Below are 23,634 nucleotides of genomic sequence, written 5' to 3'. Positions count from 1 at the left end.
GTCCGGCAATGTACCGCAAGACACCCGGGAAATTCGGCGGATGCCGGCGGCCAGACGCTGGCAGATGCCGATAAAGAAAAGGCCCTTCCGTCGGAAGGGCCTTTCGAGTCTTGCGACCGGCCTTGGCTCTTACTGAGCGGCACTGGCCGGTGCGGCAGCCGTGCTGGCCGGAGCCGGCGCGGTGCCGGAAGCTGCCGGGGCATCCGAATCGGGCGACGGCGGCTGGATGCCGGCGATCTGCTCCGGCGTCTGTGTCGGCGCGTTGGTGATCGGCAGGAACACGTTGTACTTGGCGTAGCGGGTGATGCTGCCACTGGCGTCCTTCTGCGCCGGCGTGGCCACGATGTCGTAGACCGGGCTGACCACCTCGTCGAAGGTGTAGCCATGGGTTTGCGCATAGGCCTTCAGCATTTCGCGGGTCTGCGGGACGCCGGCGAACGTGCCGTTCCAGACACCCTTCAGCGCCGCGCCGCCAAACGCCAGCGTGGCGCGCACATTGCCATCCACCACCAGGCGACCGAAGCGGTCATGGCTACCCGCCGCGAGCGTGGCGCTGCTGGCGGCACCTGCGCTGCTGCCCTCGGCCGGAGCAGCGGATGCATCCAGCGACGGTGCGGTCGGTGCGGTCAGCTGCGTGCTCTGGCCATTGACGCTAAGCGTGCTGGAGTCGATCGGCAGCGCCACATCAAAACCGAAGGTCTGGTCACCGAAGTTGGTGATGAACAGGATCGGCGTACCGGTCACGTTCACGCCCAGCTTCTTGGCCTCGGCCTGCAGTTGGGTCGATACCTTGGCGACCTCGTCATCAACCGCGTCGTTGCCATCCTTGCGCTGGGTCGAGGTGGAGATCAGCAGCACCGGCGTAGGCTGGGTCTGCTCGATGTACGGAACCAGCTGGCTGTAATCGACATTCGCCACGCCGGCCAGCACGTTCTGCAGGTTGTTCAGGCTGAACTGCACGAAGGCATCGGGATCGCCATGGATGTACATGCTGGAAAACCGGTTGATCAGGTTCCAGCCGTAGGCCACGTCATACGACCAGGTCACCTGGGTGAGCTGGCCGCGGCTGCCCTGGCGCTCCAGGTCCAGCGTGAAATGCTTGTCGAAGCCGCGCCAGTCGTTGTCCAGGTTCCAGACGACGCTGGCAGTCTTGGTGTTGCTGTCGATCTTGTCGAAATCCGGCGTGGCGCTGGCGACGGTCAAGCCACCGTTGCCCACCTTGGGATCGTTGCTGGTCCAGCTGACTTCGGCACCTGGGCCAAAGGCCTTGCCGGAAAAGCTGAACTGCGCATTGCGATCATAGTTGCGCAGCACGACGTAGTCCGGCAGCCGGCGGAAGTTGTTGAGCACATCGTAGACCTGGCGCATGTCCTTGCCGATCACCAGCTGGCGTTCCACATGACCACTGCCGGGCATGACCACGGCCGCCACCACACCGATCACCGCGACGATGACCAGTGCAACAAGAAATTCAAGGACACGCATCATTCCAGAGTTCTCCGAGCGTCTCTTACGCCATACCTAAAGATGTCGCCCCAGCGCCACGCGCGCCTGCCCGAAGGGTCGTTCCGAGGGCCATGACAGGGGGTCGGCAAACGCCGAAGCTACGGATGTTACTTGCTCGCGGGCTGGAACGCCATCTGCCGCTGCACGCACTTCTGGATGGCCAAAAAAACGAGGAAAAACAGACATCGCGCCACGCAAGACCTGCCACCGAACTTGTCTCGCCAGCGCCGTGCCGCCGCGCCTGCGGGCAGCCTCCAGGCCAGTCGGCCTCAGACGATGCCCATTTCCAGCGCCTTCAACACCGCCCGGGTGCGGTCGCGCACGCCCAGCTTGGAAAGGATGTTGGAAACGTGGTTTTTCACCGTACCTTCGGCCACCTTCAGCGAGTTGGCGATTTCCTTGTTGCTGTAGCCGCCGGACAGCAGCCGCAGGATCTCGGTTTCGCGCTCGGTCAGCGGATCGGGCTGTTCCAGGCTGGTGAAATGGTTTTGCATCCGCGACACCCCCGCCATCAGCCGCTGGGTGACCATCGGCGCCACCAGCGAGCCGCCACCGGCGACCGTGCGCACCGCCTCCACCAGTTGCTCCAGCGAAACATCCTTCAGCAGATAGCCGCGGGCACCGGCCTTGAGGCCCTGCAGGACCAGTTGATCGTCGTCGAAGGTGGTGAGGATGATGGTGGGAGGCAGCTCGTTGCGCGCCGACAGTGCCTGCAGCACCTCCAGCCCGCTCATGTTCGGCATGCGCAGATCCAGCAACACCACGTCGGGCCTGATCCGCGGGATCTCCAGCACCGCCTGGGCACCGTCGGCACATTCGCCAATCACACGGATATCTTCAGCCAGGTCAAGCAGCGAGCGGACCCCCTGGCGCACCAGATTCTGGTCGTCGACGAGACAAACGGAGATCATCGCGCATCCTCGGAGAAACGTGATTCAGGGGGTGATTTGAAACCGGCAGGCCGGCAAAAACGCATTCTGCCATGCCGGCGTGAGCCATCAACATTAATTACGACACATTCAGCGCCGGCGGCTCAAATCGTGACGGCGCATGCGCCAGTGCGGTGTGTTCGCCCAGTGGCAGGCGCACGGTCAGGGCGAAACCCCGTCCCGTCGCGGTATCCAACGTCAGGCTGCCACCGAACTCGACCAACCGTTCGCGCATGCCGGACAGGCCGTTGCCGGGTTCGATCTGGTCGACGCCACGCCCGTCGTCGCGTGCATGCAGGCCCAGCAGGCTGGCGTCGGCATAGGCAAAATTGAGCCACAGGTTGCGCGCACCGGCATGCCTGGCGGTATTCGTGATGATCTCCTGCGCGCAGCGCAGCAACACTTGCGCGCGCCGCGGATCCTCCACGCTGAAGCGCGGCGGCATGATCACGTGCACGTTCAGTCCAGGCACGCCCTCGGTGAGGCTGCGCAAGGCCTGGGTCAAATCGATCGCATCGTCCTGGCGCAGCTCGCTGACCACTTCACGCACATCGGCCAGCAGCAGCCTGGCCGTGCTCTGCGCCTTGCGCACATGCGCACCGGCAGCTTCGTTGGTGAGGTGGCTGGCCACTTCCAGGTTCAGGCTGAGCGCGGTCAAGTGATGGCCGATCAGATCGTGCAGGTCGCGGGCGATACGCATGCGTTCCGCGATGCGGCTGGATTCAGCCAGCAGCGCGCGCGTGGCGCGCAGTTCGGAATTGAGCCTGCGCTGTGCCTCGCGCTCCTCGGTCTGCTGGCTGGCCACGGCCGAGGCCACAAACACCAACACGGCGATGCCCAGGTACAGGCTGGCCTGCAGGAAACTCAGCGTGAAGCTGTGGTCATACTCCGGAAAGGTAGCGAAGATCGGCACCAGGATCAGCTGCTGGAACACCAGCCAGAACACCGCGAGCCAGAACGGCAGCAGCCAGGGCAGCGCCACCGAGGCGACCACCATCAGCATCGCCGACAGCCCGCTGTGGCTGTACCAGCCCACCGCCATGGCCGCCGCCGTCATGAGGGCCAGCCCGAGCAGTTTCAGGCCCGGGTAACGCCGTGAGCCGAGATTGCTGGTCAGCAGCCAGTACATCAGACCGAAAACCAGATAGCACAGCGTCCACAACAGCAGCGAGAAATTCGGGCGCTGCAGTTGATTGAGGCGCTCGGTGGCCCAGTTGGTGATCAGCGGCGTGCCCACCGACAGGTAGGTGAAGAAACCCGCATAGCGGAGCAGACGAATGTGGTTGAAAAATGGCCAGCGCATGCGACGCATCATTGGCCGTGCGCGATTTTCGCGCAATGCGCGAGAAGTCATGCCTGTCGCCGCGGCAAATTCCGTGCTACCGCTGCTTTACGAAGCCTTTACATGTGCCCTTGCGAGATGTGCCGGCCCCGGCCGCATGCCATAATGCGCCCATGTATGAGGTCGACCCGTCGGCCTTGGTTCCTGTACCCATGTCATTGCGGAGCAACGAATGGCCCTTGCCATCCGCGACGTGCGCGAGCACGACCTGGATGCCGTGCTGGCGCTCAACAACGCTGCCGGCCGCTCCATCCTCGCCCTCGACGCCACCCGGCTGCGCTATTTCTACGAGCATGCCGAGTATTTCCGTGTGGCCGAGATCGACGGCCACCTCGCCGGATTCCTGATCGCGCTGCGCGAAGGCGGCGATTACGAAAGTCCCAACTACCGCTGGTTCGCCAGGCATTACCCGCAATTCGTCTACATCGACCGCATCGTGATCGCGAATGCCTATCGTCGCCATGGCCTGGGCCGCATCTTCTATTGCGACGTGCACAGCTACGCCGAGGTGCGCGTGCCGCTGCTCACCTGCGAGGTGTTCCTGGAACCGCGCGACGACGTGGTAGTGCTGTTCCACGGTACCTACGGCTTCCAGGAAGTGGGCCAGCAGCGCATGGGCGAACATGGTCCGCAGGTGAGCCTGCTGGCCAGGGACCTGCCCAGCTACGCCTACGTGCGCGAGACCTACCTGGATCGCGGCGGCCTGCCCGACGTGCCCTGGCTGGCCGAGCGCGACCGCTCTTCCGTATCTCATTCCACCCCGCGCCGCCTCGCTGGAGAGCGGCGCCCATGAATGCAAAAATGGATACAACAAACGACGCCTGCGACCTGCGCTTCGGCCAGGTCGGCATTGCCTGCGTGCGTGTGCGCCGGGTCGACGCTGCCGCACTGTGCGATGAACTGGAACGCCGCGTGCATGCCGCACCACAGATGTTTTCCCGTGCCGCGGTGGTGCTGGACCTGAGCCACCTGCTCAATCTGCCGGACGACGGCACCGTCGACGCCATGCTTGAGGCCGTGCGCAGCGCGGGCATGCTGCCGGTGGGCCTGGCCTATGGCACCAGCGAGACCGAGGCGCTGGCCAGGCGCATGGGGTTGCCGCTGATCGCCAAATTCCGCGCGGCTTACGAGCCGGCCAGCGGCGGCCCGAGCCCGGTCGCCATTGAACCTGCCGCTCGCGCCGAGACGCCGGTACCGGCTCAGCGCGAGCCGATCCTGTCCGCGCCGACGCCCGGCGGCATGCAGGGTGCCCAGCACCATGCCGGTTCGGTGCGTTCGGGTCAGCAGATCTACGCGCGCGATCGCGACCTGATCGTCACCGGCGCCATCGCCAACGGTGCCGAGGTGATCGCCGACGGCAACATCCACGTCTACGGTGGCCTGCGCGGTCGTGCCATGGCCGGTGCGCAGGGCGACGAAAAGGCGCGCATCTTCGTCTCCGACTTCCGCGCCGAGCTGGTGGCGATCGCCGGCCACTATCGCGTGTTCGAACAAATTCCTGACGACCTCAAAGGCCAGTCCGTGCAATGCTGGCTCGAAGGCGAAAAACTGTTGATCGCAAAGCTGTGATCATCGACAACAAGAACGACAACAAGAACTACACCGGGAGATGGGCCATTGACTGCTGAGATTATCGTTGTCACCTCCGGCAAGGGCGGCGTCGGCAAGACGACGACCAGCGCCTCGCTTGCCACCGGCCTGGCGATGGCCGGCAAGAAAGTTGCCGTGATCGATTTCGACGTCGGCCTGCGCAACCTCGACCTGATCATGGGTTGCGAGCGGCGCGTGGTGTACGACTTCGTCAACGTGGTGCACGGCGAGGCCACGCTGAAGCAGTCGCTGATCAAGGACAAGCGCCACGACAACCTGTACGTGCTGGCCGCCAGCCAGACGCGCGACAAGGATGCGCTGACCCAGGAAGGCGTCGAGAAGGTGCTCGATGGCCTCTCGGAGGATGGTTTCGACTACATCGTGTGCGACTCGCCGGCCGGCATCGAGAAAGGCGCACACTTGGCGATGTACTTCGCCGATCACGCCGTCGTGGTGGTGAACCCGGAAGTCTCCTCGGTGCGCGACTCGGACCGCATCCTTGGCCTGCTCGCCAGCAAGACCCGGCGCGCCGAGCGCGGCGAAGGCGCGGTTACCCAACACCTGCTGCTGACCCGTTACAACCCGGCCCGCGTCGCGATCGGCGAAATGCTCAGCGTGAAGGATGTCGAGGAAATCCTCGGCATCGAGGTGGTCGGAGTGATCCCCGAATCGGAAAACGTGCTGACCGCCTCCAACAACGGCATCCCGGTGATCGTCGATGCCAATTCACACGCCGGTCAGGCCTATAGCGACACCGTGGCTCGAATCCTCGGCGAAGAGCGTCCGCTGCGCTTCATCGACGTGCCCAAGAAGGGCTTTCTCCAGCGCGTGTTCGGAGGTTGATCACGATGGGCATTCTTGATTTCCTGAAGCGCAAACCGGAAGCGACCGCCAGCGTGGCCAGGGAACGCCTGCGCATCATCGTGGCGCAGGAGCGATCCACCCGCGGCGCACCGGACTACCTGCCGATGATGCGCAATGAATTGCTCGAAGTGATCAAGAAATACGTCCACGTCGACATTGAGGCGATCAACATCAACGTCGAGCGCGACAGTGGTCACGAGATCCTCGAGCTGTCGGTCGCCTTGCCCGAAGGCAAGCCGGCGGCCGTGTAACGTTCGCCAACCGTTATCGCCGGAAGCCATGCCTAGCCTGGCTTCCGGCCTGCCGACCCGCGCGGTCCGCGCACGCGCATGCACCCTGAAACCGACATCCAGCAAGAATCCAGCGCCCCTGCCGACGGCGTGATGCGGCTGCGCCAGCTCGGCTTCGACGCGCCCGCAGCCCTGCTTGCCCGCTTCGGCCTGCAGCTTCACCGGGTCGGGCCCGGCCAACCGATCCCCGGCAGTTTCTGGGGGGACGAGGAAGCCGGCATCATCGGCAATGCCGTGCATGCCCGCGACGACACACCGGTGCATTCGCTATTGCACGAAGCCTGCCACCTGATCGTATTGCCGCCGGAAAGACGTCTGGACGTCCATACCGATGCGACCGACTCGATCGAGGAAGAGGACGCCACCTGCTACCTGCAGATCGTGCTGGCCGACGAACTGCCCGGCGTGGGACGTGCACGACTGATGGCCGACATGGATGCCTGGGGGTATTCGTTTCGGCTCGGCTCGACCCGCGCCTGGTTCGAGCACGACGCAGGCGAGGCAAGGTCATTCTTGCAGGCGCGCGGCCTGGTCTGAAAGCGTGTCACCCGGCCGCCTCCGACTCAACGGCACGAGACATGCGGGTCGCCCGGCACATACCAGCGCCAGGGCTTGTCCATCGCACGGGTAATGCCGATACGTTCCGTCACCGTGGGCACGTCCGGTGGCGGCATGCCGTCGTCGACAATGCTGAAACCGCCGCGGCCGCTGACCAGATCGACGCCGTCCTGCGCAGCATCGATACCCATCGCCTGACACAGCCGCGCCGGACCGCGGCACAGGTCGCGATCACGGCGGCAGGCAGGTCGCGCGGTGCGCATCGCATCGAGCCCGTTGAGTGGCGCCAGCGCACGCAGCAGCACTGCGACACCCTCGCCTGCTTCCCCGCATACCGGATTGCAGCACCAGTGCATGCCGTAGGTGAAATATACGTAGAGCAGGCCCGGGGCACCGAACATCGTCGTGTTGCGCGCCGTCCGGCCATGCCATGAATGTGCCGCGGGGTCGTGTGCCCCGTTGTAGGCCTCGGTCTCCACGATGCGCCCGCGGCGACCGTCAGCATTGACCAGGACCTTGTTCAGCAGCGCCACGGCGACCACGCACGGATCGCGCCGATAGAACGCACGATCAAGCCTGCCGCGCCGATCAGGCATGTGCAGGCCGCCGTTGCACGCCCGCATGCGACAGGTTGGAACCTGGACTGTTGCAGCCGCCCCTTTCCCGCATGGACAGGGCGCGCCCGGCCTGTGTTTGCCTGTCCATCCAGATTGCCCGCCCATCGCCACTGATCGAACCGGAAGATTACGCCGCCTGCGTGGCCTGTGCAGCATGCCAACCCGGTCACAAGGGCCACCGGCACGGCACTGGCCTGGCGCATTGTCACCGCCTAGAGTTCCCCCCAGGCTCCACATGGACGGATCGCATTGGAGGGCACCATGGTCAACCGCAGGCTTGTGCTGCTGTTCGACGGCACCTGGAACAAGCCCGAGTCGAATACCAACGTCGAGCGCCTGCGCCGCCTCATCGCGCCGCGTGACGCCGGCGGCATCGAGCAGCTTGTCAACTACATTCCCGGCGTCGGCGTGAAGCCCGGGCTGACCCATCTGCTCGGCGGCGCTTTCGGCTATGGCCTGTCGAGCAACGTGATCGACGGTTACCGCTGGTTGTGCGCCACTTGGCAACCCGGCGACGAACTCTATCTGTTCGGCTTCAGCCGTGGCGCCTACACCGCGCGCAGCCTCGGCGGCCTGATCCGCAAATGCGGCCTGCTCAAGCGCGGCGCCGACGGCAACGCAAGCAACGCGGATATATCCACCGCCTACGATTTCTACCGCGACACCACCAGCAAGCCCGATGACCCGGCGGCAGTAACCTTTCGCGCCCGCCACTCGATCGAGATCGGGATCCACTTCATCGGGGTATGGGATACGGTCGGCTCGCTCGGCATACCGGATACCGCTTCGTGGTTTCCGTATGCCCGCTCGCACTATCAATTCCACGACACCGAGCTCAGCAAGATCGTCAAATATGCCTATCAGGCGCTGGCGCTGGACGAGCACCGCGCCGATTTCGCGCCAGCCGTATGGACACGCAATCCGGACAGCGTGAAGCCCGGCGAGAGCCTGACCTCGAAGAAACTCGAACAAATCGAGGTCGAACAACGCTGGTTCATCGGTTCGCATTCCGACGTCGGCGGCGGCAACGATCGCGATGGCGCCGGGCGCAAGCCCGATCCACTCCCGGACCTGTCGCTGGCATGGCTGCAGCGCAAGGCGATCGGTGCCGGCCTGGCCTGCCTCGAGATCATGCAGCCGCCCGCCGATGCCGACAGCGGCGTACCCCGCAATTCCTACGCGGAATTCATGAGCGGCATCTACAAGGAGTTCAAGCCACCTTTCGACCGCTGCATAGGCACCGGCGTCAATGAAAAGGTGGATCCCTCGGTGTGGGACCGCTGGCTCGCCGATGCGAGTTATCGGTCACCCTCGCTGGCGCAGGCGCTGACCCGTGCCGTGGTGCTGATGTCGGTCGAGGCCGTGGTGGTGCAGGACGTCCCGGCCCGAGGTGACCCACCATGGACACCGGCCTAGTCCCTTGTCTGCACGGGGTCTGCGCCGGCAGGCCACAGCGCATCAAGCTCAACGTGGCTCGGCGATCTGCGCCTGCAGCTCGGCCACTTGGATGGCGCCCACCTGCGCATGTTCCAGCGCCCGCCGTGCAATCGCGTGGTACCAGCCCCATGCCAACGCGCCGGTCACGGTCAGCGTCGATGCGCCCAGAGCGAGTTGCAGCATGGTGCCCGAGAGCAGTGGCGACAGCATGCCGGCGACGAAGCTGCACAGCAGCAGACTGGCGAACGCCTGCACCGAAGAAATGCTGCCGCGTTGCTGCGGGAAGCGGTCAAGCAACAACAGCGTCAAAGTGGGGAACGCCAACTGGACGCCAATACCGTGCAAGATCAGCGGCAACATCGACCATGGCAGCCGCGACGCCGGGAATACCAGCGCCATCAGCAGATGCAGCGCGCAGGCCAGCAGCATCACCGCATACCCCAGATTCACCGTGAAACCAGCGCTGCGCCGTTCGGCCATGCGCCCGGACAGCCACGCGCCTCCGATCAGGCCGGTCACCACCGGCAGGAACAGCCACGGAAAACCTGCCGCCGACAGGTGCAGCAAGCCGCGCACGATGCGCGGTGCCGAGGCGATGTACAAAAACAGTCCGGCGAAATTCACCGAGCAGGAGATCAGCAGCGGCCAGAACGGGCGATCGCGGCCGAACGATACATAGCTGGCCAGCAGCGGCCGTGGCGCAAACGACGTGCGCCGCGCCGGCGGATGACTCTCCGCCAGCAACAGGGCGAGTGCCAGCGCCAGCAGCGTGGTGAACCCCGCCAGCACCCAGAAGATGCCGTGCCAGCCTCCGAGCGGCAGCAGCAGTGCACCGACCATCGGCGCGATCACCGGCGCCACCCCGAAAATCATCATCACCTGCGACATCAGTCGCTGGGCGGCTGCGCCCTCAAGCGTGTCGCGGATCACCGCACGCCCCACCACCAGGCCCGCACCGGCACACACGCCCTGCAGGCCGCGGCAGGCCAGCAGCATGGCGAACGAGGTCGACATCGCAGCACCCACCGAGGCAAGCGCATACACCAGCATGCCGGTGACCATGACCGGCTTGCGCCCGATTGCATCGGAGATCGCCCCATGGAACAGGCTCATCGCTGCATAGGTGACCAGGTAGACGCTGAGCAGTTGCTGCAGCGCCGTGTCATCCACCACGAAACGCGCGCCGATCAGCGGAAACGCCGGGAACACCGCATCGATCGAGAACGGGCCGATCATCGACAGCGCAGCAAGCAGCCACGGCAGGCTGCGCAGCCTTGGGCGGGTGATGGAACTCATCAGCAGAATGACCAGGCAGCGCGAAGCGGGCCAGTATAAGCCCCGGACGAGCTATTCCCGACCAGACCCGTCAGTCCGGCGTGCTGGAGAGGTCTTGGTTGCCTGGGTTACCAGTGCGCTCAGAACGCACGACCTGGCACACGCACCGAACCCTCCATCAGCACCCGGGCGCTGCGGCTCATGATCGCCTTGGTCACCTGCCATTTACCATCAACCAGGGCAGCTTCCGCACCCACGCGCAAGCTGCCGGAGGGATGGCCAAAACGGACGGATGTACGCTCACCGCCGCCAGCGGCCAGGTTCACCACGGTGCCGGGAATGGCGGCGGCCGTGCCGATCGCCACCGCCGCCGTACCCATCATCGCGTGATGCAATTTGCCCATCGACATCGCGCGCACCAGCAGGTCGATATCCGCGGCAGCGATTTGCTTGCCGCTCGAGGCGACGTAGGCCGAAGGCGGCGCTACAAAAGCCACCTTGGGCGTGTGCTGGCGCTGCGCCGCTTCCTCGATGTGCTTGATCAAACCCATCCGCACCGCGCCATGGGCACGGATCGTCTCGAACATCGCCAGCGCCTTCGCATCGCCGTTGATCGCATCCTGCAATTCGGTGCCGGTGCAGCCGACGGCGGCGGCGTTGACGAAAATGGTCGGGATGCCGGCGTTGATCAGCGTGGCGGTGAGCGTGCCGACACCCGGCACGTCCAACTCATCCACCACGTTGCCGGTCGGGAACATCGCCCCGCCCCCCTCGCCCTCATCGGCCGGATCAAGAAATTCCAGCTGCACTTCGGCGGCAGGAAAGGTCACCCCATCCAGCTCGAAATCACCGGTTTCCTGTACCTCGCCATCCGTCATCGGCACATGCGCCATGATGGTCTTGCCGATATTCGCCTGCCAGATCCGCACCGTGCAGATGCCATCGTGCGGCACGCGGCTCGCCTCGACCAACCCACTGGCGATCGCAAACGAACCGACCGCCGCCGACAGGTTGCCGCAGTTGCCGCTCCAGTCCACAAACGGCTGGTCGATGGATACCTGGCCAAACAAATAGTCGACGTCGTGATCCGGGCGCTCGCTGGCAGACACAATCACTGTCTTGCTGGTGCTGGAGGTCGCTCCGCCCATGCCGTCGGTCTGCTTGCCGTAGGGGTCGGGGCTGCCTATCACCCGCAGCAACAGCGCATCGCGCGCCGCCCCCGGCACCTGTGCTGCCGCGGGCAAATCCTGCAGGCGGAAGAACACGCCTTTGCTGGTGCCCCCGCGCATATAGGCGGCAGGGATGCGGATCTGGGGAAGGTGGTTCATCGGGAATCCTGTTTCGTGGTTCATGTCAGTATGCTCCCCCTCTCCCCACCCCCTCTCCCACAAGGGGAGAGGGGCTTTCAAAAGCTTCAAGAAACCTCGCACCTGCAAACGTGCCACCTCCCTCTCCCCTTGCGGGAGAGGGATCGAGGGAGAGGGGTGCTCTTACAACCCATCAAGCCTGCGCCGACGCCAGGAAATCCTGCGCAAACCGCTGCAACACACCGCCAGCCTCATAGATCAGCAGCTCTTCCGCCGTATCCAGTCGGCAGGTCACGGGTACATCCACGCGCTCGCCATTCCGCCGATGGATCACCAGGTTCATCTCCGCCCCCGGCGTGCATTCACCGGTCACATCGAACGTCTCGCTGCCATCGATGGCCAGCGTCTTGCGGTCGACGCCCGGCTTGAACTCCAGCGGCAGCACGCCCATGCCGACCAGGTTGGTGCGATGGATGCGCTCGAAGCCTTCGGCCACGATCACTTCCACGCCAGCCAGGCGCACGCCCTTGGCGGCCCAGTCGCGCGAGCTGCCCTGGCCGTAGTCGGCGCCGGCGATGATGATCAACGGCTGCTTGCGCGCCATGTAGGTTTCGATGGCTTCCCACATGCGGGTGACCTGGCCTTCCGGCTCGATCCGCGCCAGCGAGCCCTGCCGCACCGAACCGTCGTCGTTGCGCACCATTTCATTGAACAGCTTGGGGTTGGCGAAGGTGGCGCGCTGGGCGGTCAGGTGGTCGCCGCGGTGGGTGGCGTAGGAATTGAAGTCCTCTTCCGGCAAGCCCATTTTCGCGAGGTATTCGCCGGCGGCGCTCTTGGCGAGGATCGCGTTGGATGGCGACAGATGGTCGGTGGTGATGTTGTCGCCCAGCACGGCCAGCGCGCGCATCCCGGTCATCGTGCGGACGCCGGCCAGCGCACCTTCCCAATACGGCGGCCGGCGGATATAGGTGCTCTGCGCACGCCACTCGTACAGGGGATCGACCTTGAGGCCACTGATGCCGCTGCGGGCAAACATCGGGTCGTAGACCTGACGGAACTGCTCGGGCTTGACGCTGGCGGCGACGATGGCATCGATCTCCGCATCCGTTGGCCACAGATCTTTCAAGGTGACCGCGTTGCCTTGCTTGTCGATGCCCAGCACGTCCTTCTCGATATCGAAACGGATGGTGCCCGCGATGGCATAGGCGACCACCAGCGGCGGCGAGGCGAGGAAGGCCTGCTTGGCATACGGGTGGATGCGGCCGTCGAAGTTGCGGTTGCCCGACAGCACGGCGGTGGCGTACAGATCGCGCTCGATCACTTCCTGCTGGATCTTCGGATCCAGCGCACCGCTCATGCCGTTGCAGGTGGTGCAGGCGAAGCCGACGATGCCGAAGCCCAGTTGCTCCAGCTCCGGCAGCAGCTTGGCCTCTTCCAGGTAAATCTGCACCGCCTTGGAACCCGGCGCCAGCGAGGTCTTCACCCACGGCTTGCGGGTCAATCCACGCGCGTTGGCGTTGCGTGCCAGCAGACCGGCCGCGATCACGTTGCGCGGGTTGCTGGTATTGGTGCAGCTGGTGATCGCCGCGATGATCACCGCGCCGTCGGGCATCAGGCCTTCGGCCTCCTGCGCGCGGGCCTGGCCCAGGTTGCCGGCGATGCCGCGCTCGGCCAGCGCGCTGGTCGGCAGCCGCTTGTGCGGGTTGCTCGGCCCGGCCATGGTGCGGACGACAGCGGACAGGTCGAAGTGCAGCACGCGCTCGTACTCGGCGGTGGTCAGCGCATCGGCCCACAAGCCGGTTTCGCGGGCATAGGTTTCCACCAGCTTGACCTGCTCGTCCGCGCGGCCGGTCAATTTCAGGTAATCGATGGTCTGCTGGTCGATATGGAACATCGCCGCGGTCGCACCGAACTCCGGCGTCATGTTGGAGATGGTCGCGCGGTCGCCCAGGGTCAGTGCAGTCGCGCCTTCACCGTAGAACTCCAGATACGCACCGACGACTTTTTCGTTGCGCAGGAACTCGGTCAACGCCAGCACGATATCGGTCGCGGTGATGCCCGGCTGCGGCTTGCCGCTCAGCTCCACGCCGACGATGTCGGGCAGGCGCATCCATGAGGCGCGACCGAGCATCACGCTCTCGGCCTCCAGCCCGCCCACACCGATGGCGATCACGCCCAGCGCATCCACGTGCGGCGTGTGGCTGTCGGTGCCGACCAGCGTATCCGGGTACGCCACGCCATCGACCGCGTGCACTACCGGCGACATCCGCTCCAGGTTGATCTGATGCATGATGCCGTTGCCCGGCGGAATCACATCGACGTTCTTGAACGCCCGCTTGGTCCAGTTGATGAAGTGGAAACGGTCTTCGTTGCGGCGATCCTCGATCGCACGGTTCTTCGCGAACGCATCGCGGTCGAAGCCCGGTGCCTCCACCGCCAGCGAGTGATCGACGATCAACTGCGTCGGCACCACCGGATTGACCAGCGCCGGATCACCGCCCTGTTCGGCGATCGCATCGCGCAAGCCGGCCAGATCCACCAGCGCCGTCTGGCCGAGGATGTCGTGGCAGACCACGCGCGCCGGAAACCACGGGAAATCCAGATCGCGCTTGCGCTCGATCAATTGCAGCAACGATGCGTCCAGCGTCGCCGGGTCGCAACGACGCACCAGGTTCTCCGCAAACACGCGAGAGCAATACGGCAGCGTGGCGTATGCGCCCGGACGAAGCGCATCGACCGCCCCGCGCGCGTCGAAATAATCCAGTGAAGTCCCCGGCAAAGGCTTGCGGTTGGCTGTATTCATGACTGGCTTCTGAGTTCGTGAACGGACGATCGGGTGCGGCACATACCGCCCGATCCGATCCACCATTGTAGCGGGCGGGCTCGATCCGGGCAGAACCGGGGAATCACCGCATAACTTCCGCGGCGACAGCATTTGCGTCGCGTGGCGTGCCCTACGGCCGCCAGTTCGCGTTCTGCTCCCAGAACGCCACGCTGCGCCGGTACGCCGCGGGGTCCAGCGGCACGCCCGAACCGCCCTCATCCACCCCGAGTGCATTGCGCATCATCGTGATCGGCGCCATCGGGATCTCCTCCGGCAGCTCGGTGTAGAGGCAGCCGACGACACCCCAGTCGGCCTCGATAGGCGTGCCTTCCCTGGCCAGCTGCTCACGGTCATAAAGGATGACCAGGAGGTAGTTGGCCACCGGCACGTCCAGCCCTTCGAACCAGCGCACCAGTACCGGCAGCTCCGCCGACGAGCGCGCTTCATACGCCGAACGCAACAAGTGGCGGTTGGCCTCGGTGATGGGTGCGGTCAGGCAACGCGTCGACGTCCAGTTGCGATGCACATGCAGCTTGCAGAACGAGGCGTAGCCGTCGAGCACCTTCAGCGGGGCGTCGTCGTTGAGGCGGCATTCGAACTCCTCCGCCGTGCAGTCCTGGATGGTGTTGCGGCGAGCGTTGCGGGGAAACAGGCGGGTGCGGGCGAACGGGGTGAGCACAATGGACATGAAAAACATCGCAAAGGGAAACCGGGATCAGGGTAGCCTGTCTGCTCCCCTGCGCGTCGAGCGCACTCGGCAAACGAAGCTGCTGCCGCGTCGCTGAAACAGCCGACGATGTTTGACGTTCGCGACCCCGACCCGTACACACGGAGCCCTTGACGCTCTGCCCGCCTGATCCACTACGATGGGCAACGGGAGATGGCATGCCTCCCGTTTCGCGAGCGCCTGCGGCATTCCCGGAACAAACCACCTCTCGTCCGTCGTTGAGGTTGATGATGCCTGCACCACCGGCTTCCGGCGGCGCAGGCGTGCCTGCCACCGCGGCAACCGGACACTTTCATTGTCAGGAGACGCGCTCGTGGGCTTTACCGGATTTTTTGCGATTGGCATCGGCGGCGCCTTGGGCTGCTGGCTGCGCTGGGGCTTGGGCGTCCTGCTCAACCCGTTGTTCCCCACCCTGCCGTTGGGCACCTTGGCGGCGAACCTCGCCGGCGGCCTGGTGATGGGTTGCGTGATGGGCCTCTTCGATCACTTCCAGACGCTGCCGCCGGAACTGCGGCTGTTCGTGTTCACCGGCTTCCTCGGTGGACTGACCACGTTCTCCACCTTCTCGGCCGAATCCGCCACGCTGCTGCTGCGCCAGCAATACCTGTGGTTCAGCGGTCACGTGGCGGTGCATGTGGTCGGTTCGTTGGCGATGACCGTGCTCGGCATCTTCCTCACCCGCAGCCTGCTGCGTCACTGATACAGGAGCACCGCATGAACCAGGAAAACGTGCAACAGGGCGTGCACCTGACCTTCTATTGCCATCTGCGCGCGAAGCACGACGGCATGCTGCTGTCCGAATGGTTGTTGGGACAGGCCAAGGAACATGGCCTTGGCGGCGGCTCGGTGTTCCGTGCGATCGCCGGATTCGGTCGGCATGGCGTGCTGCACGAGGAACAATTCTTTGAGCTGGCCGACGATCTGCCAGTCAAGATCGAGTTCCTGCTGCGCGAGGATCAGGCCGAGTTGCTGCTGCAACTGGTGCGCGTGGCCGACGTCGACGCCACATATGCACGCTGGCCGGCAAGCTTTGCCGTGGTGAGCAAGCACTGACATTCACGGACTTCATCCGCGGCGAGGCAACGCATGGGCCAGGACGACTTGAAGAATCGCGCCAGCGAACTGCTTGAGCAGGCCGGCATCCGCATCGACGGCGATGCCCCGATCGACCTGTGCGTGCATGACGAGCGCCTTTACGCGCGCGTGTTCGCGCACGGCTCGCTGGGCCTGGGCGAAGCCTACATGGACGGCTGGTGGGATGCGGACGACCTGCCCGGCCTGTGCACCCGGCTGCTCACCGCCGGGCTGGACCAGGAACTGAAGACCCTCGACACCTTGCTCGCCCATCTGAAGGCCCGTTTCATCAACCTGCAACGCGGCGAGCGCGCGTTCGAGATCGGCAGGGTGCATTACGACCTCGGCAACGACCTGTTCCAGGCCATGCTCGGCAAGCGGCTGGTGTATTCCTGCGGCTACTGGGCAAAAGCCGACAACCTCGACGACGCGCAGGCGGCCAAGCTCGACCTGGTCTGCCGCAAGCTGCAGCTCAAGACCGGCCAGCGCGTGCTGGACATCGGCTGCGGCTGGGGCGAGGCGCTGAAGTATGCCGCCGAACACTACGGCATCGAGGGTGTCGGCATCACCGTGTCGCAGGAGCAGGCCGATTATGCGCGTGAGCTGTGCGCCGGACTGCCGATCGAGATCCGCCTGCAGGATTACCACGACATCAACGAAGGCTTCGACGCGGTGTATTCGATCGGCATGTTCGAGCATGTCGGCGGCAAGAACTATCGCGCGTATTTCGAGACGGTAAGCCGCTGCCTGAAGGACGACGGCCTGTCGCTGCTGCACTGCATCGGCAGCAACGGCGCACCCGCGCAGACCGATGCGTGGATCGACAAGTACATCTTCCCCAACTCGATGATTCCCGCCGCCAGCCAGCTCACCGCCGCCATGGAAGACCTGTTCGTGGTCGAGGACTGGCACAACTTCGGTGCCGACTACGACCGCACGCTGACCGCGTGGCGCGCCAACTTCGATGCCGCGTGGCCGGCACTGTCGACCCGCTACGACGAGCGCTTCCGGCGCATGTGGCACTACTACCTGTCGGTTTCCACCGCGGTCTTCCGCAGTCGTCGCGATCAGTTGTGGCAGCTCGTGCTGAGCCCGCACGGCGTATCCGGCGGCTATCGTGCAGCGCGCTGACGTCGTGCATCACCATCAGGATGCCGCCATGGCAGAAGCCCTCCGGTCTTCGCGCGACGTCATCATCCGTACCGATGCATGGGACGAGGCCATTGCGTTTATGGCGCGCTGCTTGGCCTGCCGGTCAGCCGCCGCAGCGACACGCTGATGGGTTTCGGGACCGGCGCGTTTTACCTCCATGTCGAACGCGGCCATCCGCATGGACCTGTGTTCGACTTTCTCGTCACGGACATCCAGGCCACCAGGCGGCGATTGCAGGCCGCCGGCTGCGCGGTCATCGAGGAAGTCGCTTGGTACCGCGCTGCTACATGCGCGACCCGCATGGCCTTGTGCTCAATCCTGGCCCGGCGCGTAGTACCGCGGAATAACCTCGATGGCGCCTCGGCACATGCCCTCGGCATGCGCCCATCTTCCGGCACACGGCAAAATCTGCGTGCACGGCGTGATTGAATCCGCTCCGCGCTTGCCGCGACACTGTCAGGCATGAAGCCCGTCTCGCTCGCCCGCCTGCTTGTATGCGTCGCCCTGCTGCTGCCCATGGCAGCCATCGCCAACCCGGCGCTGTGGGTCGTGCGCAATGCCCACACCACCATCTACCTGTTCGGCACCGTGCACTTGCTGCCGAACGATGCCGACTGGCATTACCCGGCGCTGGACAAGGCACTCGCCGCCAGCGACTCGCTGACCATCGAGCTGGCTGACGACGATACGGCGACCATGCAGTCGCTGGTGTTGCAGTACGGCCTGGATCCAACCCATCCGCTGTCGGATCAGCTCAGCGCCACCGAAAACGCCACCTTGCAACAAGCCGCCCAGAGCGCTGGCCTTCCTGGCGGTGCGCAGACCCTGCAGATCATGCGGCCGTGGCTGGCTGCGTTGACGCTGACCGTGCAGCCGCTGCTCAAGGCCGGGCTCGACCCTGCCCATGGCGTGGACAAGTTGCTCAAGGCACAGATGCTGCAGGCCGGCAAGCCGGTGAACGGCATGGAGACTTCCGAGCAGCAGATCCGCATGCTGGCCGACCTGCCGCCGGGCGTGCAGCTGGATTTCCTGCGCTCGGCCCTGCGCGACATCGACAAAGGGCCGACCGAACTCACCCGACTGATCAGCGCATGGAAGGACGGCGATACGGACAACATCGCGCAACTCGAGAACGACGAGATCCGCCGGCAGTCGCCGGAGCTCTATCAACGCCTGCTGGTACAGCGCAACCAGGCCTGGGCCGGCAAGATCGCCACCATGCTGCAGCAGCCCGGCACCGTGTTCATCGCCGTCGGCGCCGCGCACCTGGCCGGCCCGGACAGCGTGCAGGCGCAGTTGCGCAAGCTGGGTATCGAAGCAGCGCGCCAATAATCCGCGCCTCTGCTTTTGTTTGGAGTACGCCCGTGCGCGACGCCATTCGCGCATTCGCCGCAAGAACCATCAGGCACGGGGCGTTCCTACACGAGTTCGGCGCTTTCTGGCACCATCGTCCGGTTATCCGCGCAGCCTGCGCGCTACCTGATTGATGCAAGCCCATGAACCTGCAAGCCAATTACGAACAGATCCCGCTCAAGGAGTACGCCGAGCGGGCCTATCTCGACTACTCGATGTACGTGGTGCTGGACCGCGCGTTGCCCTTCGTCGGTGACGGCCTCAAGCCGGTACAGCGGCGCATCATCTACGCGATGAGCGAGCTGGGCCTGGCCGCCACCGCCAAGCCGAAGAAATCCGCCCGCACCATCGGCGACGTGATCGGCAAGTTCCATCCGCACGGCGACAGCTCCTGCTACGAAGCGATGGTGCTGATGGCGCAGCCGTTCTCGTACCGCTATCCGCTGGTCGACGGCCAGGGCAACTTCGGCTCGCCGGACGACCCGAAGAGCTTCGCGGCGATGCGTTACACGGAGTCCAAGCTCAGCCCGATCGCCGAGGCGCTGCTGGGCGAGCTCGGCCAGGGCACGGTCGACTGGGTACCGAACTTCGACGGCACCCTGGAGGAGCCGAGTTGGCTGCCGGCACGCGTGCCGCACGTGCTGCTGAACGGCTCGATGGGCATCGCGGTGGGCATGGCCACCGACATCCCGCCGCACAACCTGCGCGAGCTGGCCAGCGCCTGCATCCGCCTGCTGGACGACCCGGACGCCACCGTGGCCGACCTGTTCGAGCATGTGCGCGGCCCGGATTACCCGACCGAGGCGGAGATCATCACCCCGCGCGCCGACCTGCTGGCGATGTACCAGAGCGGCGGCGGTTCGGTGCGTGCCCGCGCGGTGTACCAGCGCGAGGAAGGCAACATCGTGATCACCGCGCTGCCGCATCAGGTCAGCCCGTCGAAGATCCTCGAACAGATCGCCGCGCAGATGCGCGCGAAGAAACTGCCGATGATCGAGGACCTGCGCGACGAGTCCGACCACGAGAACCCGATTCGCCTGGTGATCGTGCCGCGCTCGAACCGCGTCGATGCGGACGAGACGATGCAGCACCTGTTCGCGACGACGGATCTGGAAAAGAGCTTCCGCGTCAACCTCAACATGATCGGCCTGGACGGCCGGCCGCAGGTCAAAGACCTCAAGCGCATCCTGACCGAATGGCTGGCGTTCCGCACCAGCACGGTCACCCGGCGGCTGGAACACCGGCTGGCCAAGGTCGAGCGCCGCCTGCACCTGCTCGAGGCGCTGCGCATCGCCTATCTCAATCTCGATGAAGTGATCCGCATCGTGCGCAGCGAGGACGAGCCCAAGCCCGTCCTGATCGCCCGCTTCAAGCTGTCGGAGGAACAGGCCGACTACATCCTCGAAACCCGCCTGCGCCAGCTGGCGCGGCTGGAAGAGATGAAGATCAACGCCGAGCGCGACCAGCTCGAAGAAGAGCGCGCGAAGATCAGCGTGCTGCTGAAATCGCCAGCCAAGCTGAAGGGGCTGATCAAGGACGAGCTGCGTGCCGACGCCGCCAAGTTCGGCGACGACCGCCGCTCGCCGCTGGTACAGCGCGAAGCCGCGCAGGCGCTGGACGAGAGTGCGCTGGTCGCCAGCGAACCGGTCACCGTGGTGTTGAGCCAGAAGGGCTGGGCACGCGCGGCCAAGGGCCACGACATCGACGCCGAAGGCCTGAATTATCGCGAAGGCGACGGCCTGCTCGCCGCGGTGAAGGCACGCACCACCCAGCAGGTGGCGTTCATCGATTCCACCGGTCGCAGCTATTCCACCCCGGCGCATACGCTGCCCTCGGCGCGCGGCAATGGCGAACCGCTGACCGGGCGCTTCAGCCCGACGGCGGGGGCCAGCTTCGATGCGCTGATCGCCGGCGATAACGATACCCGGCTGATCCTCGCCACCGATTTCGGCTACGGCTTCGTCACCCGCTTCGAGTCGCTCACCGGACGCAACAAGGCCGGCAAGCAGATCATCAGCCTCAGCGATGGCGCGCATGTCCTTGCGCCGCAGGTCAGCGCCGACCCGGCCCGGGATCGCATCGTGGTGGTCACCACCGAAGGCCACCTGCTGATGTTCTCGGTGGCCGAGTTGCCGGAGCTGGACAAGGGCAAGGGCAACAAGCTGATCGAGGTGCCGAAGGCGAAACTCGCCAGCGGCGACGAACGCATCGCCGGCGTCGCCGTGGTCAGCGAGGGCAGGGGCGAGGTCACCCTCTACGCCGGTCAGCGTAAACTCACCCTGAAATGGTCAGACCTGGTCGAGTACGGCGGCAACCGCGCCACCCGCGGCGGCCTCTTGCCACGCGGCCTGCGCCGGGTGGAGCGGATCGAGACGACGGCCTGACCCGAGGAGCGGCAGGAACTTCCTGGGGCCCGGTGTTTCAAATAGGGATGTGCACGCCAACCCAGCATCGTGCGTTGAACACGTCATATCTCCGGAGCACGTATGAACATGAAACGTCTGATCATCGCCTTGGCAGGCGCCCTGCTGGTCGGTTCGGCTTGGGCGCAAACGGCCACCAAGCCACTGAACCTCAAGCTGCCACCCGGCGACATACCGGCCTCCAGCTCGACCACCGCCCAGCCGGCAAGCGCCAGCTCCACCGCAGCAACCGCCAAGTCGGCACCGGGCACGTATTACGGCGATACCAGCGGACGCATGAGCGATAGCCGAACCGCCGATGCAGCGACCTGCGACGACTCCAAGTACAACGATGCCCAGGTGCACGGCAGCGTAGGCATGGGCGTGGTCGCCGGCAACCACGTGAGCGGCAACTACCAGACCGGCGAAGTCAATATCACCAAGCCCCTCGGCGATTGCGACCACCCCACCGGCGCCATCAGCTTCTCGGTCGGTGTCGGCCAGGGCAATTTCCATGGCAGTCACGGCTACTGAGCCAGGAGCCACATGACGCTTGGCTGGCGATCAGCAAGTCCAGCATGCCGGGTCAGCTATTCGCAACGTAGGGAAGCGAACGATGCACGGTGAGTACAAGATGCCCGGCGGCAAGCTGGTGGTGATCGACCTTGACGTGCATGACGGCCGCCTGGCGAAAGTGCAGCTGAGCGGCGACTTCTTCCTTGAGCCTGACAGTGCATTGCACAGGATCAATGCCGCGCTGGACGGTCAACCGGCGGATGCCGGCGAGGCCACGTTGGCCAACGCGCTGCGCGCTGCGCTGTCACCTGACGTGATGATGTACGGCGTGTCGCCGGAGGCGATCGCGGTCGCCGTGGGCCGTGCCCTGCACCGGGGTTCCGAGGCATGATGCGCACCGACTGGCGCGACCACGACTGGCAGCTGATCCACACCATTCCGCAATCGCCCGCCCTGCACATGGCGCTGGACGACGTGCTGACCCATGAGGTCGGCGCCGATCGCCGCGCCCCGACGCTGCGCATCTGGGAATGGGCCGCGCCGGCGGTAGTGATCGGCCGCTTCCAGTCGCTGCGCAACGAAGTCGACGCCGCAGCCGCACAACGCCACGGCATCGAGGTGGTACGCCGGGTCAGCGGCGGCGGCGCGATGTTCATCGAGCCGGGCAACACGATCACCTACTCGATCTACGCCCCGCTTTCGCTGATCAAGGGCATGTCGTTTCAGGAAGCCTATGCCTTCCTCGACGCCTGGGTGCTGCAGGCACTCGGCGAACTGGGCATCAAGGCGTGGTACCAGCCGCTCAACGACATCACCTCCGCAGGGGGCAAGATCGCCGGCGCGGCGCAGACGCATCGTGGCGGCGCCGTGTTGCATCACGTGACGATGGCCTACGACATCGACGCCGCCAAGATGCTGGACGTGCTGCGCATCGGCCGCGAAAAGCTGTCCGACAAGGGCACCGCCAGCGCGGCCAAGCGGGTCGACCCGCTGCGCAGCCAGACTGGCCTGCCGCGCGAAGCGGTGATCGAACACATGATCGCCACCTTTCGCCGCCTGCACGGCCTGGCCGATGGCAGCCTGCAAGCAGACGAACTGGCCGCCGCCGAAGCCATGGCGCAAGGCAAGTTCGCCAGCGCGGCATGGCTGGCCGATGTGCCGTAGCCCGGGCAACTCTGGCGGGAGCGGTCGAGGCTGCCAGCGCCGGACCAAACCGCTACAGCCGCGTATACGACCACGATTGCATGCGACCGTCGCGATACGGCATCACGCCATGGAACGGGCGCGGATCGTCGTCGAACACCAGCGGCAGGAAATGGCGGTCGCCTTCCCACATCGGCAGCTCCATCAGCCTGTCGCGCCGCACCCATTCCAGCGTGCCTTCGTGATTGCCGCGGTGCGGCTCGCCGCGATAGCCATCGATGACGAAGATGAAGCCCAGCCAATCCTCGCCATGCTTGCCGAAACCCGGCCAGTTCAGCGTGCCGCGCAGGCGCATCGACTCGCAGACGATGCCGGCCTCTTCGAGGATCTCGCGTTGCATGCAGGCGGCGATGTCCTCGCCCGCCTCCATCTTGCCGCCAAGGCCATTGTATTTGCCCAGGTGCAGGTCGTCCGGACGCGCGTTGCGGTGGATCATCAGCACTTCGCTGCGATCTGGCGACAGCACGTAGCCGAGCGTGGCCACGATCGGGGTATACGGCATGGATGAAGTCCACGGCAAAAGGCAAAGTCTAGCGGCAGTCACCTGCACGCGCCTGACCACACACTGCACAAGCAGTCCCGAAACCGGGCTATTTCTCTTCATTCCTGCGGTTTCACAGCCGAACGGCTGGTCAAGCAGGAATCCAGCGGCTTTCAGTGACTGAATC

General features: G+C 65.1%; 23 protein-coding genes, 1 pseudogene and 1 riboswitch. Of the genes and pseudogenes, 14 read left to right on the top strand and 10 right to left on the bottom strand.

Going from position 1 to position 23,634, the window contains the following annotated elements:
* Positions 1-129: 129 nt before the first annotated feature.
* The 3 genes from B0E46_RS14750 to B0E46_RS14740 form a co-directional block, all read right to left on the bottom strand.
* The gene (locus B0E46_RS14750; RefSeq protein WP_077556532.1) at positions 130-1,488 is read right to left on the bottom strand and encodes a polyketide cyclase; all 1,359 of its coding nucleotides are present in this window, start codon (positions 1,486-1,488) and stop codon (positions 130-132) included.
* Positions 1,489-1,775: 287 nt separating this feature from the next.
* Positions 1,776-2,417, bottom strand: coding sequence for a response regulator transcription factor (locus B0E46_RS14745; RefSeq protein ID WP_077556531.1), 642 nt, complete (start codon positions 2,415-2,417; stop codon positions 1,776-1,778).
* A 97-nt stretch (positions 2,418-2,514) separates the two neighbouring features.
* The gene (locus tag B0E46_RS14740) at positions 2,515-3,738 is read right to left on the bottom strand and encodes a sensor histidine kinase (RefSeq protein WP_077556912.1); all 1,224 of its coding nucleotides are present in this window, start codon (positions 3,736-3,738) and stop codon (positions 2,515-2,517) included.
* Between the two features lie 211 nt (positions 3,739-3,949).
* On the opposite strand from B0E46_RS14740, the gene B0E46_RS14735 reads away from it, so the two are divergent.
* The 5 genes from B0E46_RS14735 (at position 3,950) to B0E46_RS14715 (ending at position 7,058) form a co-directional block, all read left to right on the top strand.
* Positions 3,950-4,570, top strand: a complete 621-nt coding sequence (locus B0E46_RS14735) for a GNAT family N-acetyltransferase (RefSeq protein ID WP_077556530.1) — start codon at positions 3,950-3,952, stop codon at positions 4,568-4,570.
* Positions 4,567-5,346 carry a septum site-determining protein MinC gene (minC, locus tag B0E46_RS14730; protein ID WP_077556529.1) on the top strand — a complete coding sequence of 260 codons (780 nt, stop codon included), beginning with the start codon at positions 4,567-4,569 and terminating at the stop codon, positions 5,344-5,346. Before B0E46_RS14735 ends, minC begins: the two co-directional genes overlap by 4 nt.
* A 48-nt stretch (positions 5,347-5,394) precedes the next feature.
* Positions 5,395-6,210, top strand: coding sequence for a septum site-determining protein MinD (gene minD, locus B0E46_RS14725; RefSeq protein WP_077556528.1), 816 nt, complete (start codon positions 5,395-5,397; stop codon positions 6,208-6,210).
* A gap of 5 nt (positions 6,211-6,215) precedes the next feature.
* Complete coding sequence (minE, locus tag B0E46_RS14720) at positions 6,216-6,482, top strand: cell division topological specificity factor MinE (RefSeq protein WP_077556527.1); 267 nt, start codon at positions 6,216-6,218, stop codon at positions 6,480-6,482.
* Positions 6,483-6,560: 78 nt separating this feature from the next.
* On the top strand, positions 6,561-7,058 hold the full coding sequence (locus tag B0E46_RS14715; protein ID WP_077556526.1) for a hypothetical protein: 498 nt from the start codon (positions 6,561-6,563) through the stop codon (positions 7,056-7,058).
* Between the two features lie 26 nt (positions 7,059-7,084).
* Here B0E46_RS14715 and B0E46_RS14710 read toward each other — a convergent pair whose 3' ends face one another.
* Positions 7,085-7,675: a DNA-3-methyladenine glycosylase gene (locus tag B0E46_RS14710; protein ID WP_077556911.1), complete on the bottom strand. Its 591-nt coding sequence runs from the start codon at positions 7,673-7,675 to the stop codon at positions 7,085-7,087.
* Positions 7,676-7,957: 282 nt separating this feature from the next.
* On the opposite strand from B0E46_RS14710, the gene B0E46_RS14705 reads away from it, so the two are divergent.
* On the top strand, positions 7,958-9,112 hold the full coding sequence (locus B0E46_RS14705; protein WP_077556525.1) for a DUF2235 domain-containing protein: 1,155 nt from the start codon (positions 7,958-7,960) through the stop codon (positions 9,110-9,112).
* Between the two features lie 48 nt (positions 9,113-9,160).
* On the opposite strand, the gene B0E46_RS14700 is transcribed toward B0E46_RS14705, so the two are convergent.
* From B0E46_RS14700 to B0E46_RS14685, 4 genes are all read right to left on the bottom strand, one after another.
* Entirely contained in the window at positions 9,161-10,429 is a 1,269-nt protein-coding gene (locus B0E46_RS14700; RefSeq protein WP_077556524.1) for a multidrug effflux MFS transporter, read from the bottom strand.
* 119 nt (positions 10,430-10,548) lie between these two features.
* The gene (gene prpF / locus B0E46_RS14695) at positions 10,549-11,736 is read right to left on the bottom strand and encodes a 2-methylaconitate cis-trans isomerase PrpF (protein ID WP_077556523.1); all 1,188 of its coding nucleotides are present in this window, start codon (positions 11,734-11,736) and stop codon (positions 10,549-10,551) included.
* Between the two features lie 172 nt (positions 11,737-11,908).
* On the bottom strand, positions 11,909-14,518 hold the full coding sequence (gene acnD, locus B0E46_RS14690) for a Fe/S-dependent 2-methylisocitrate dehydratase AcnD (RefSeq protein ID WP_077556522.1): 2,610 nt from the start codon (positions 14,516-14,518) through the stop codon (positions 11,909-11,911).
* 151 nt (positions 14,519-14,669) lie between these two features.
* Positions 14,670-15,227, bottom strand: coding sequence for a DUF3228 family protein (locus B0E46_RS14685; RefSeq protein ID WP_077556910.1), 558 nt, complete (start codon positions 15,225-15,227; stop codon positions 14,670-14,672).
* Positions 15,228-15,406: 179 nt separating this feature from the next.
* Positions 15,407-15,510, top strand: a riboswitch (Fluoride riboswitch).
* A gap of 69 nt (positions 15,511-15,579) precedes the next feature.
* Between B0E46_RS14685 and crcB the strand changes: the two genes are divergently transcribed.
* From crcB to cfa, 3 genes and pseudogenes are all read left to right on the top strand, one after another.
* Positions 15,580-15,966 (top strand): fluoride efflux transporter CrcB, encoded by a 387-nt coding sequence (crcB, locus tag B0E46_RS14680; protein WP_077556521.1) that lies wholly within the window; start codon positions 15,580-15,582, stop codon positions 15,964-15,966.
* 14 nt (positions 15,967-15,980) lie between these two features.
* Positions 15,981-16,319: a DUF190 domain-containing protein gene (locus B0E46_RS14675; RefSeq protein WP_077556520.1), complete on the top strand. Its 339-nt coding sequence runs from the start codon at positions 15,981-15,983 to the stop codon at positions 16,317-16,319.
* Between the two features lie 27 nt (positions 16,320-16,346).
* Positions 16,347-17,471, top strand: a pseudogene (gene cfa, locus B0E46_RS14670) (cyclopropane fatty acyl phospholipid synthase); the annotation flags it as partial.
* Positions 17,472-17,486: 15 nt separating this feature from the next.
* On the opposite strand, the gene B0E46_RS17790 reads toward cfa, so the two are convergent.
* Positions 17,487-17,666 carry a hypothetical protein gene (locus B0E46_RS17790; protein WP_168171223.1) on the bottom strand — a complete coding sequence of 60 codons (180 nt, stop codon included), beginning with the start codon at positions 17,664-17,666 and terminating at the stop codon, positions 17,487-17,489.
* A gap of 288 nt (positions 17,667-17,954) precedes the next feature.
* On the opposite strand from B0E46_RS17790, the gene B0E46_RS14665 reads away from it, so the two are divergent.
* The 5 genes from B0E46_RS14665 to B0E46_RS14645 all read left to right on the top strand — a co-directional run bounded on the left by B0E46_RS14665 (position 17,955) and on the right by B0E46_RS14645 (position 22,927).
* On the top strand, positions 17,955-18,824 hold the full coding sequence (locus tag B0E46_RS14665; protein WP_168171222.1) for a TraB/GumN family protein: 870 nt from the start codon (positions 17,955-17,957) through the stop codon (positions 18,822-18,824).
* 164 nt (positions 18,825-18,988) lie between these two features.
* Positions 18,989-21,229, top strand: coding sequence for a DNA topoisomerase IV subunit A (gene parC, locus B0E46_RS14660; protein ID WP_077556518.1), 2,241 nt, complete (start codon positions 18,989-18,991; stop codon positions 21,227-21,229).
* A gap of 108 nt (positions 21,230-21,337) precedes the next feature.
* Positions 21,338-21,781, top strand: a complete 444-nt coding sequence (locus B0E46_RS14655) for a hypothetical protein (RefSeq protein ID WP_343124474.1) — start codon at positions 21,338-21,340, stop codon at positions 21,779-21,781.
* 82 nt (positions 21,782-21,863) lie between these two features.
* Complete coding sequence (locus B0E46_RS14650; RefSeq protein WP_077556516.1) at positions 21,864-22,154, top strand: biotin--protein ligase; 291 nt, start codon at positions 21,864-21,866, stop codon at positions 22,152-22,154.
* Entirely contained in the window at positions 22,151-22,927 is a 777-nt protein-coding gene (locus B0E46_RS14645) for a biotin/lipoate A/B protein ligase family protein (RefSeq protein ID WP_139350570.1), read from the top strand. Before B0E46_RS14650 ends, B0E46_RS14645 begins: the two co-directional genes overlap by 4 nt.
* 52 nt (positions 22,928-22,979) lie before the next feature.
* Here B0E46_RS14645 and B0E46_RS14640 read toward each other — a convergent pair whose 3' ends face one another.
* Positions 22,980-23,468, bottom strand: a complete 489-nt coding sequence (locus B0E46_RS14640) for an 8-oxo-dGTP diphosphatase (RefSeq protein ID WP_077556515.1) — start codon at positions 23,466-23,468, stop codon at positions 22,980-22,982.
* Between the last annotated feature and the right edge of the window lie 166 nt (positions 23,469-23,634).

The sequence above is a fragment of the Rhodanobacter sp. B04 genome (genome assembly GCF_002001125.1).
GTDB lineage: Bacteria > Pseudomonadota > Gammaproteobacteria > Xanthomonadales > Rhodanobacteraceae > Rhodanobacter.
The sequence above is the reverse complement of the archived record's forward strand: the minus strand, read 5'-3'. Positions and strand labels throughout refer to the sequence as shown.

Bases quoted from the DNA above. Each gene is read 5' to 3' on its own strand.
- B0E46_RS14750 (WP_077556532.1), bottom strand. From the start codon at position 1,488: ATGATGCGTGTCCTTGAATTTCTTGTTGCACTGGTCATCGTCGCGGTG.
- B0E46_RS14745 (WP_077556531.1), bottom strand. From the start codon at position 2,417: ATGATCTCCGTTTGTCTCGTCGACGACCAGAATCTGGTGCGCCAGGGG.
- B0E46_RS14740 (WP_077556912.1), bottom strand. From the start codon at position 3,738: ATGCGCTGGCCATTTTTCAACCACATTCGTCTGCTCCGCTATGCGGGT.
- B0E46_RS14735 (WP_077556530.1), top strand. From the start codon at position 3,950: ATGGCCCTTGCCATCCGCGACGTGCGCGAGCACGACCTGGATGCCGTG.
- minC (WP_077556529.1), top strand. From the start codon at position 4,567: ATGAATGCAAAAATGGATACAACAAACGACGCCTGCGACCTGCGCTTC.
- minE (WP_077556527.1), top strand. From the start codon at position 6,216: ATGGGCATTCTTGATTTCCTGAAGCGCAAACCGGAAGCGACCGCCAGC.
- B0E46_RS14715 (WP_077556526.1), top strand. From the start codon at position 6,561: ATGCACCCTGAAACCGACATCCAGCAAGAATCCAGCGCCCCTGCCGAC.
- B0E46_RS14710 (WP_077556911.1), bottom strand. From the start codon at position 7,675: ATGCCTGATCGGCGCGGCAGGCTTGATCGTGCGTTCTATCGGCGCGAT.
- B0E46_RS14705 (WP_077556525.1), top strand. From the start codon at position 7,958: ATGGTCAACCGCAGGCTTGTGCTGCTGTTCGACGGCACCTGGAACAAG.
- B0E46_RS14700 (WP_077556524.1), bottom strand. From the start codon at position 10,429: ATGAGTTCCATCACCCGCCCAAGGCTGCGCAGCCTGCCGTGGCTGCTT.
- prpF (WP_077556523.1), bottom strand. From the start codon at position 11,736: ATGAACCACCTTCCCCAGATCCGCATCCCTGCCGCCTATATGCGCGGG.
- acnD (WP_077556522.1), bottom strand. From the start codon at position 14,518: ATGAATACAGCCAACCGCAAGCCTTTGCCGGGGACTTCACTGGATTAT.
- B0E46_RS14685 (WP_077556910.1), bottom strand. From the start codon at position 15,227: ATGTCCATTGTGCTCACCCCGTTCGCCCGCACCCGCCTGTTTCCCCGC.
- B0E46_RS14675 (WP_077556520.1), top strand. From the start codon at position 15,981: ATGAACCAGGAAAACGTGCAACAGGGCGTGCACCTGACCTTCTATTGC.
- B0E46_RS17790 (WP_168171223.1), bottom strand. From the start codon at position 17,666: ATGGCCGCGTTCGACATGGAGGTAAAACGCGCCGGTCCCGAAACCCAT.
- B0E46_RS14665 (WP_168171222.1), top strand. From the start codon at position 17,955: ATGAAGCCCGTCTCGCTCGCCCGCCTGCTTGTATGCGTCGCCCTGCTG.
- parC (WP_077556518.1), top strand. From the start codon at position 18,989: ATGAACCTGCAAGCCAATTACGAACAGATCCCGCTCAAGGAGTACGCC.
- B0E46_RS14655 (WP_343124474.1), top strand. From the start codon at position 21,338: ATGAAACGTCTGATCATCGCCTTGGCAGGCGCCCTGCTGGTCGGTTCG.
- B0E46_RS14650 (WP_077556516.1), top strand. From the start codon at position 21,864: ATGCACGGTGAGTACAAGATGCCCGGCGGCAAGCTGGTGGTGATCGAC.
- B0E46_RS14645 (WP_139350570.1), top strand. From the start codon at position 22,151: ATGATGCGCACCGACTGGCGCGACCACGACTGGCAGCTGATCCACACC.
- B0E46_RS14640 (WP_077556515.1), bottom strand. From the start codon at position 23,468: ATGCCGTATACCCCGATCGTGGCCACGCTCGGCTACGTGCTGTCGCCA.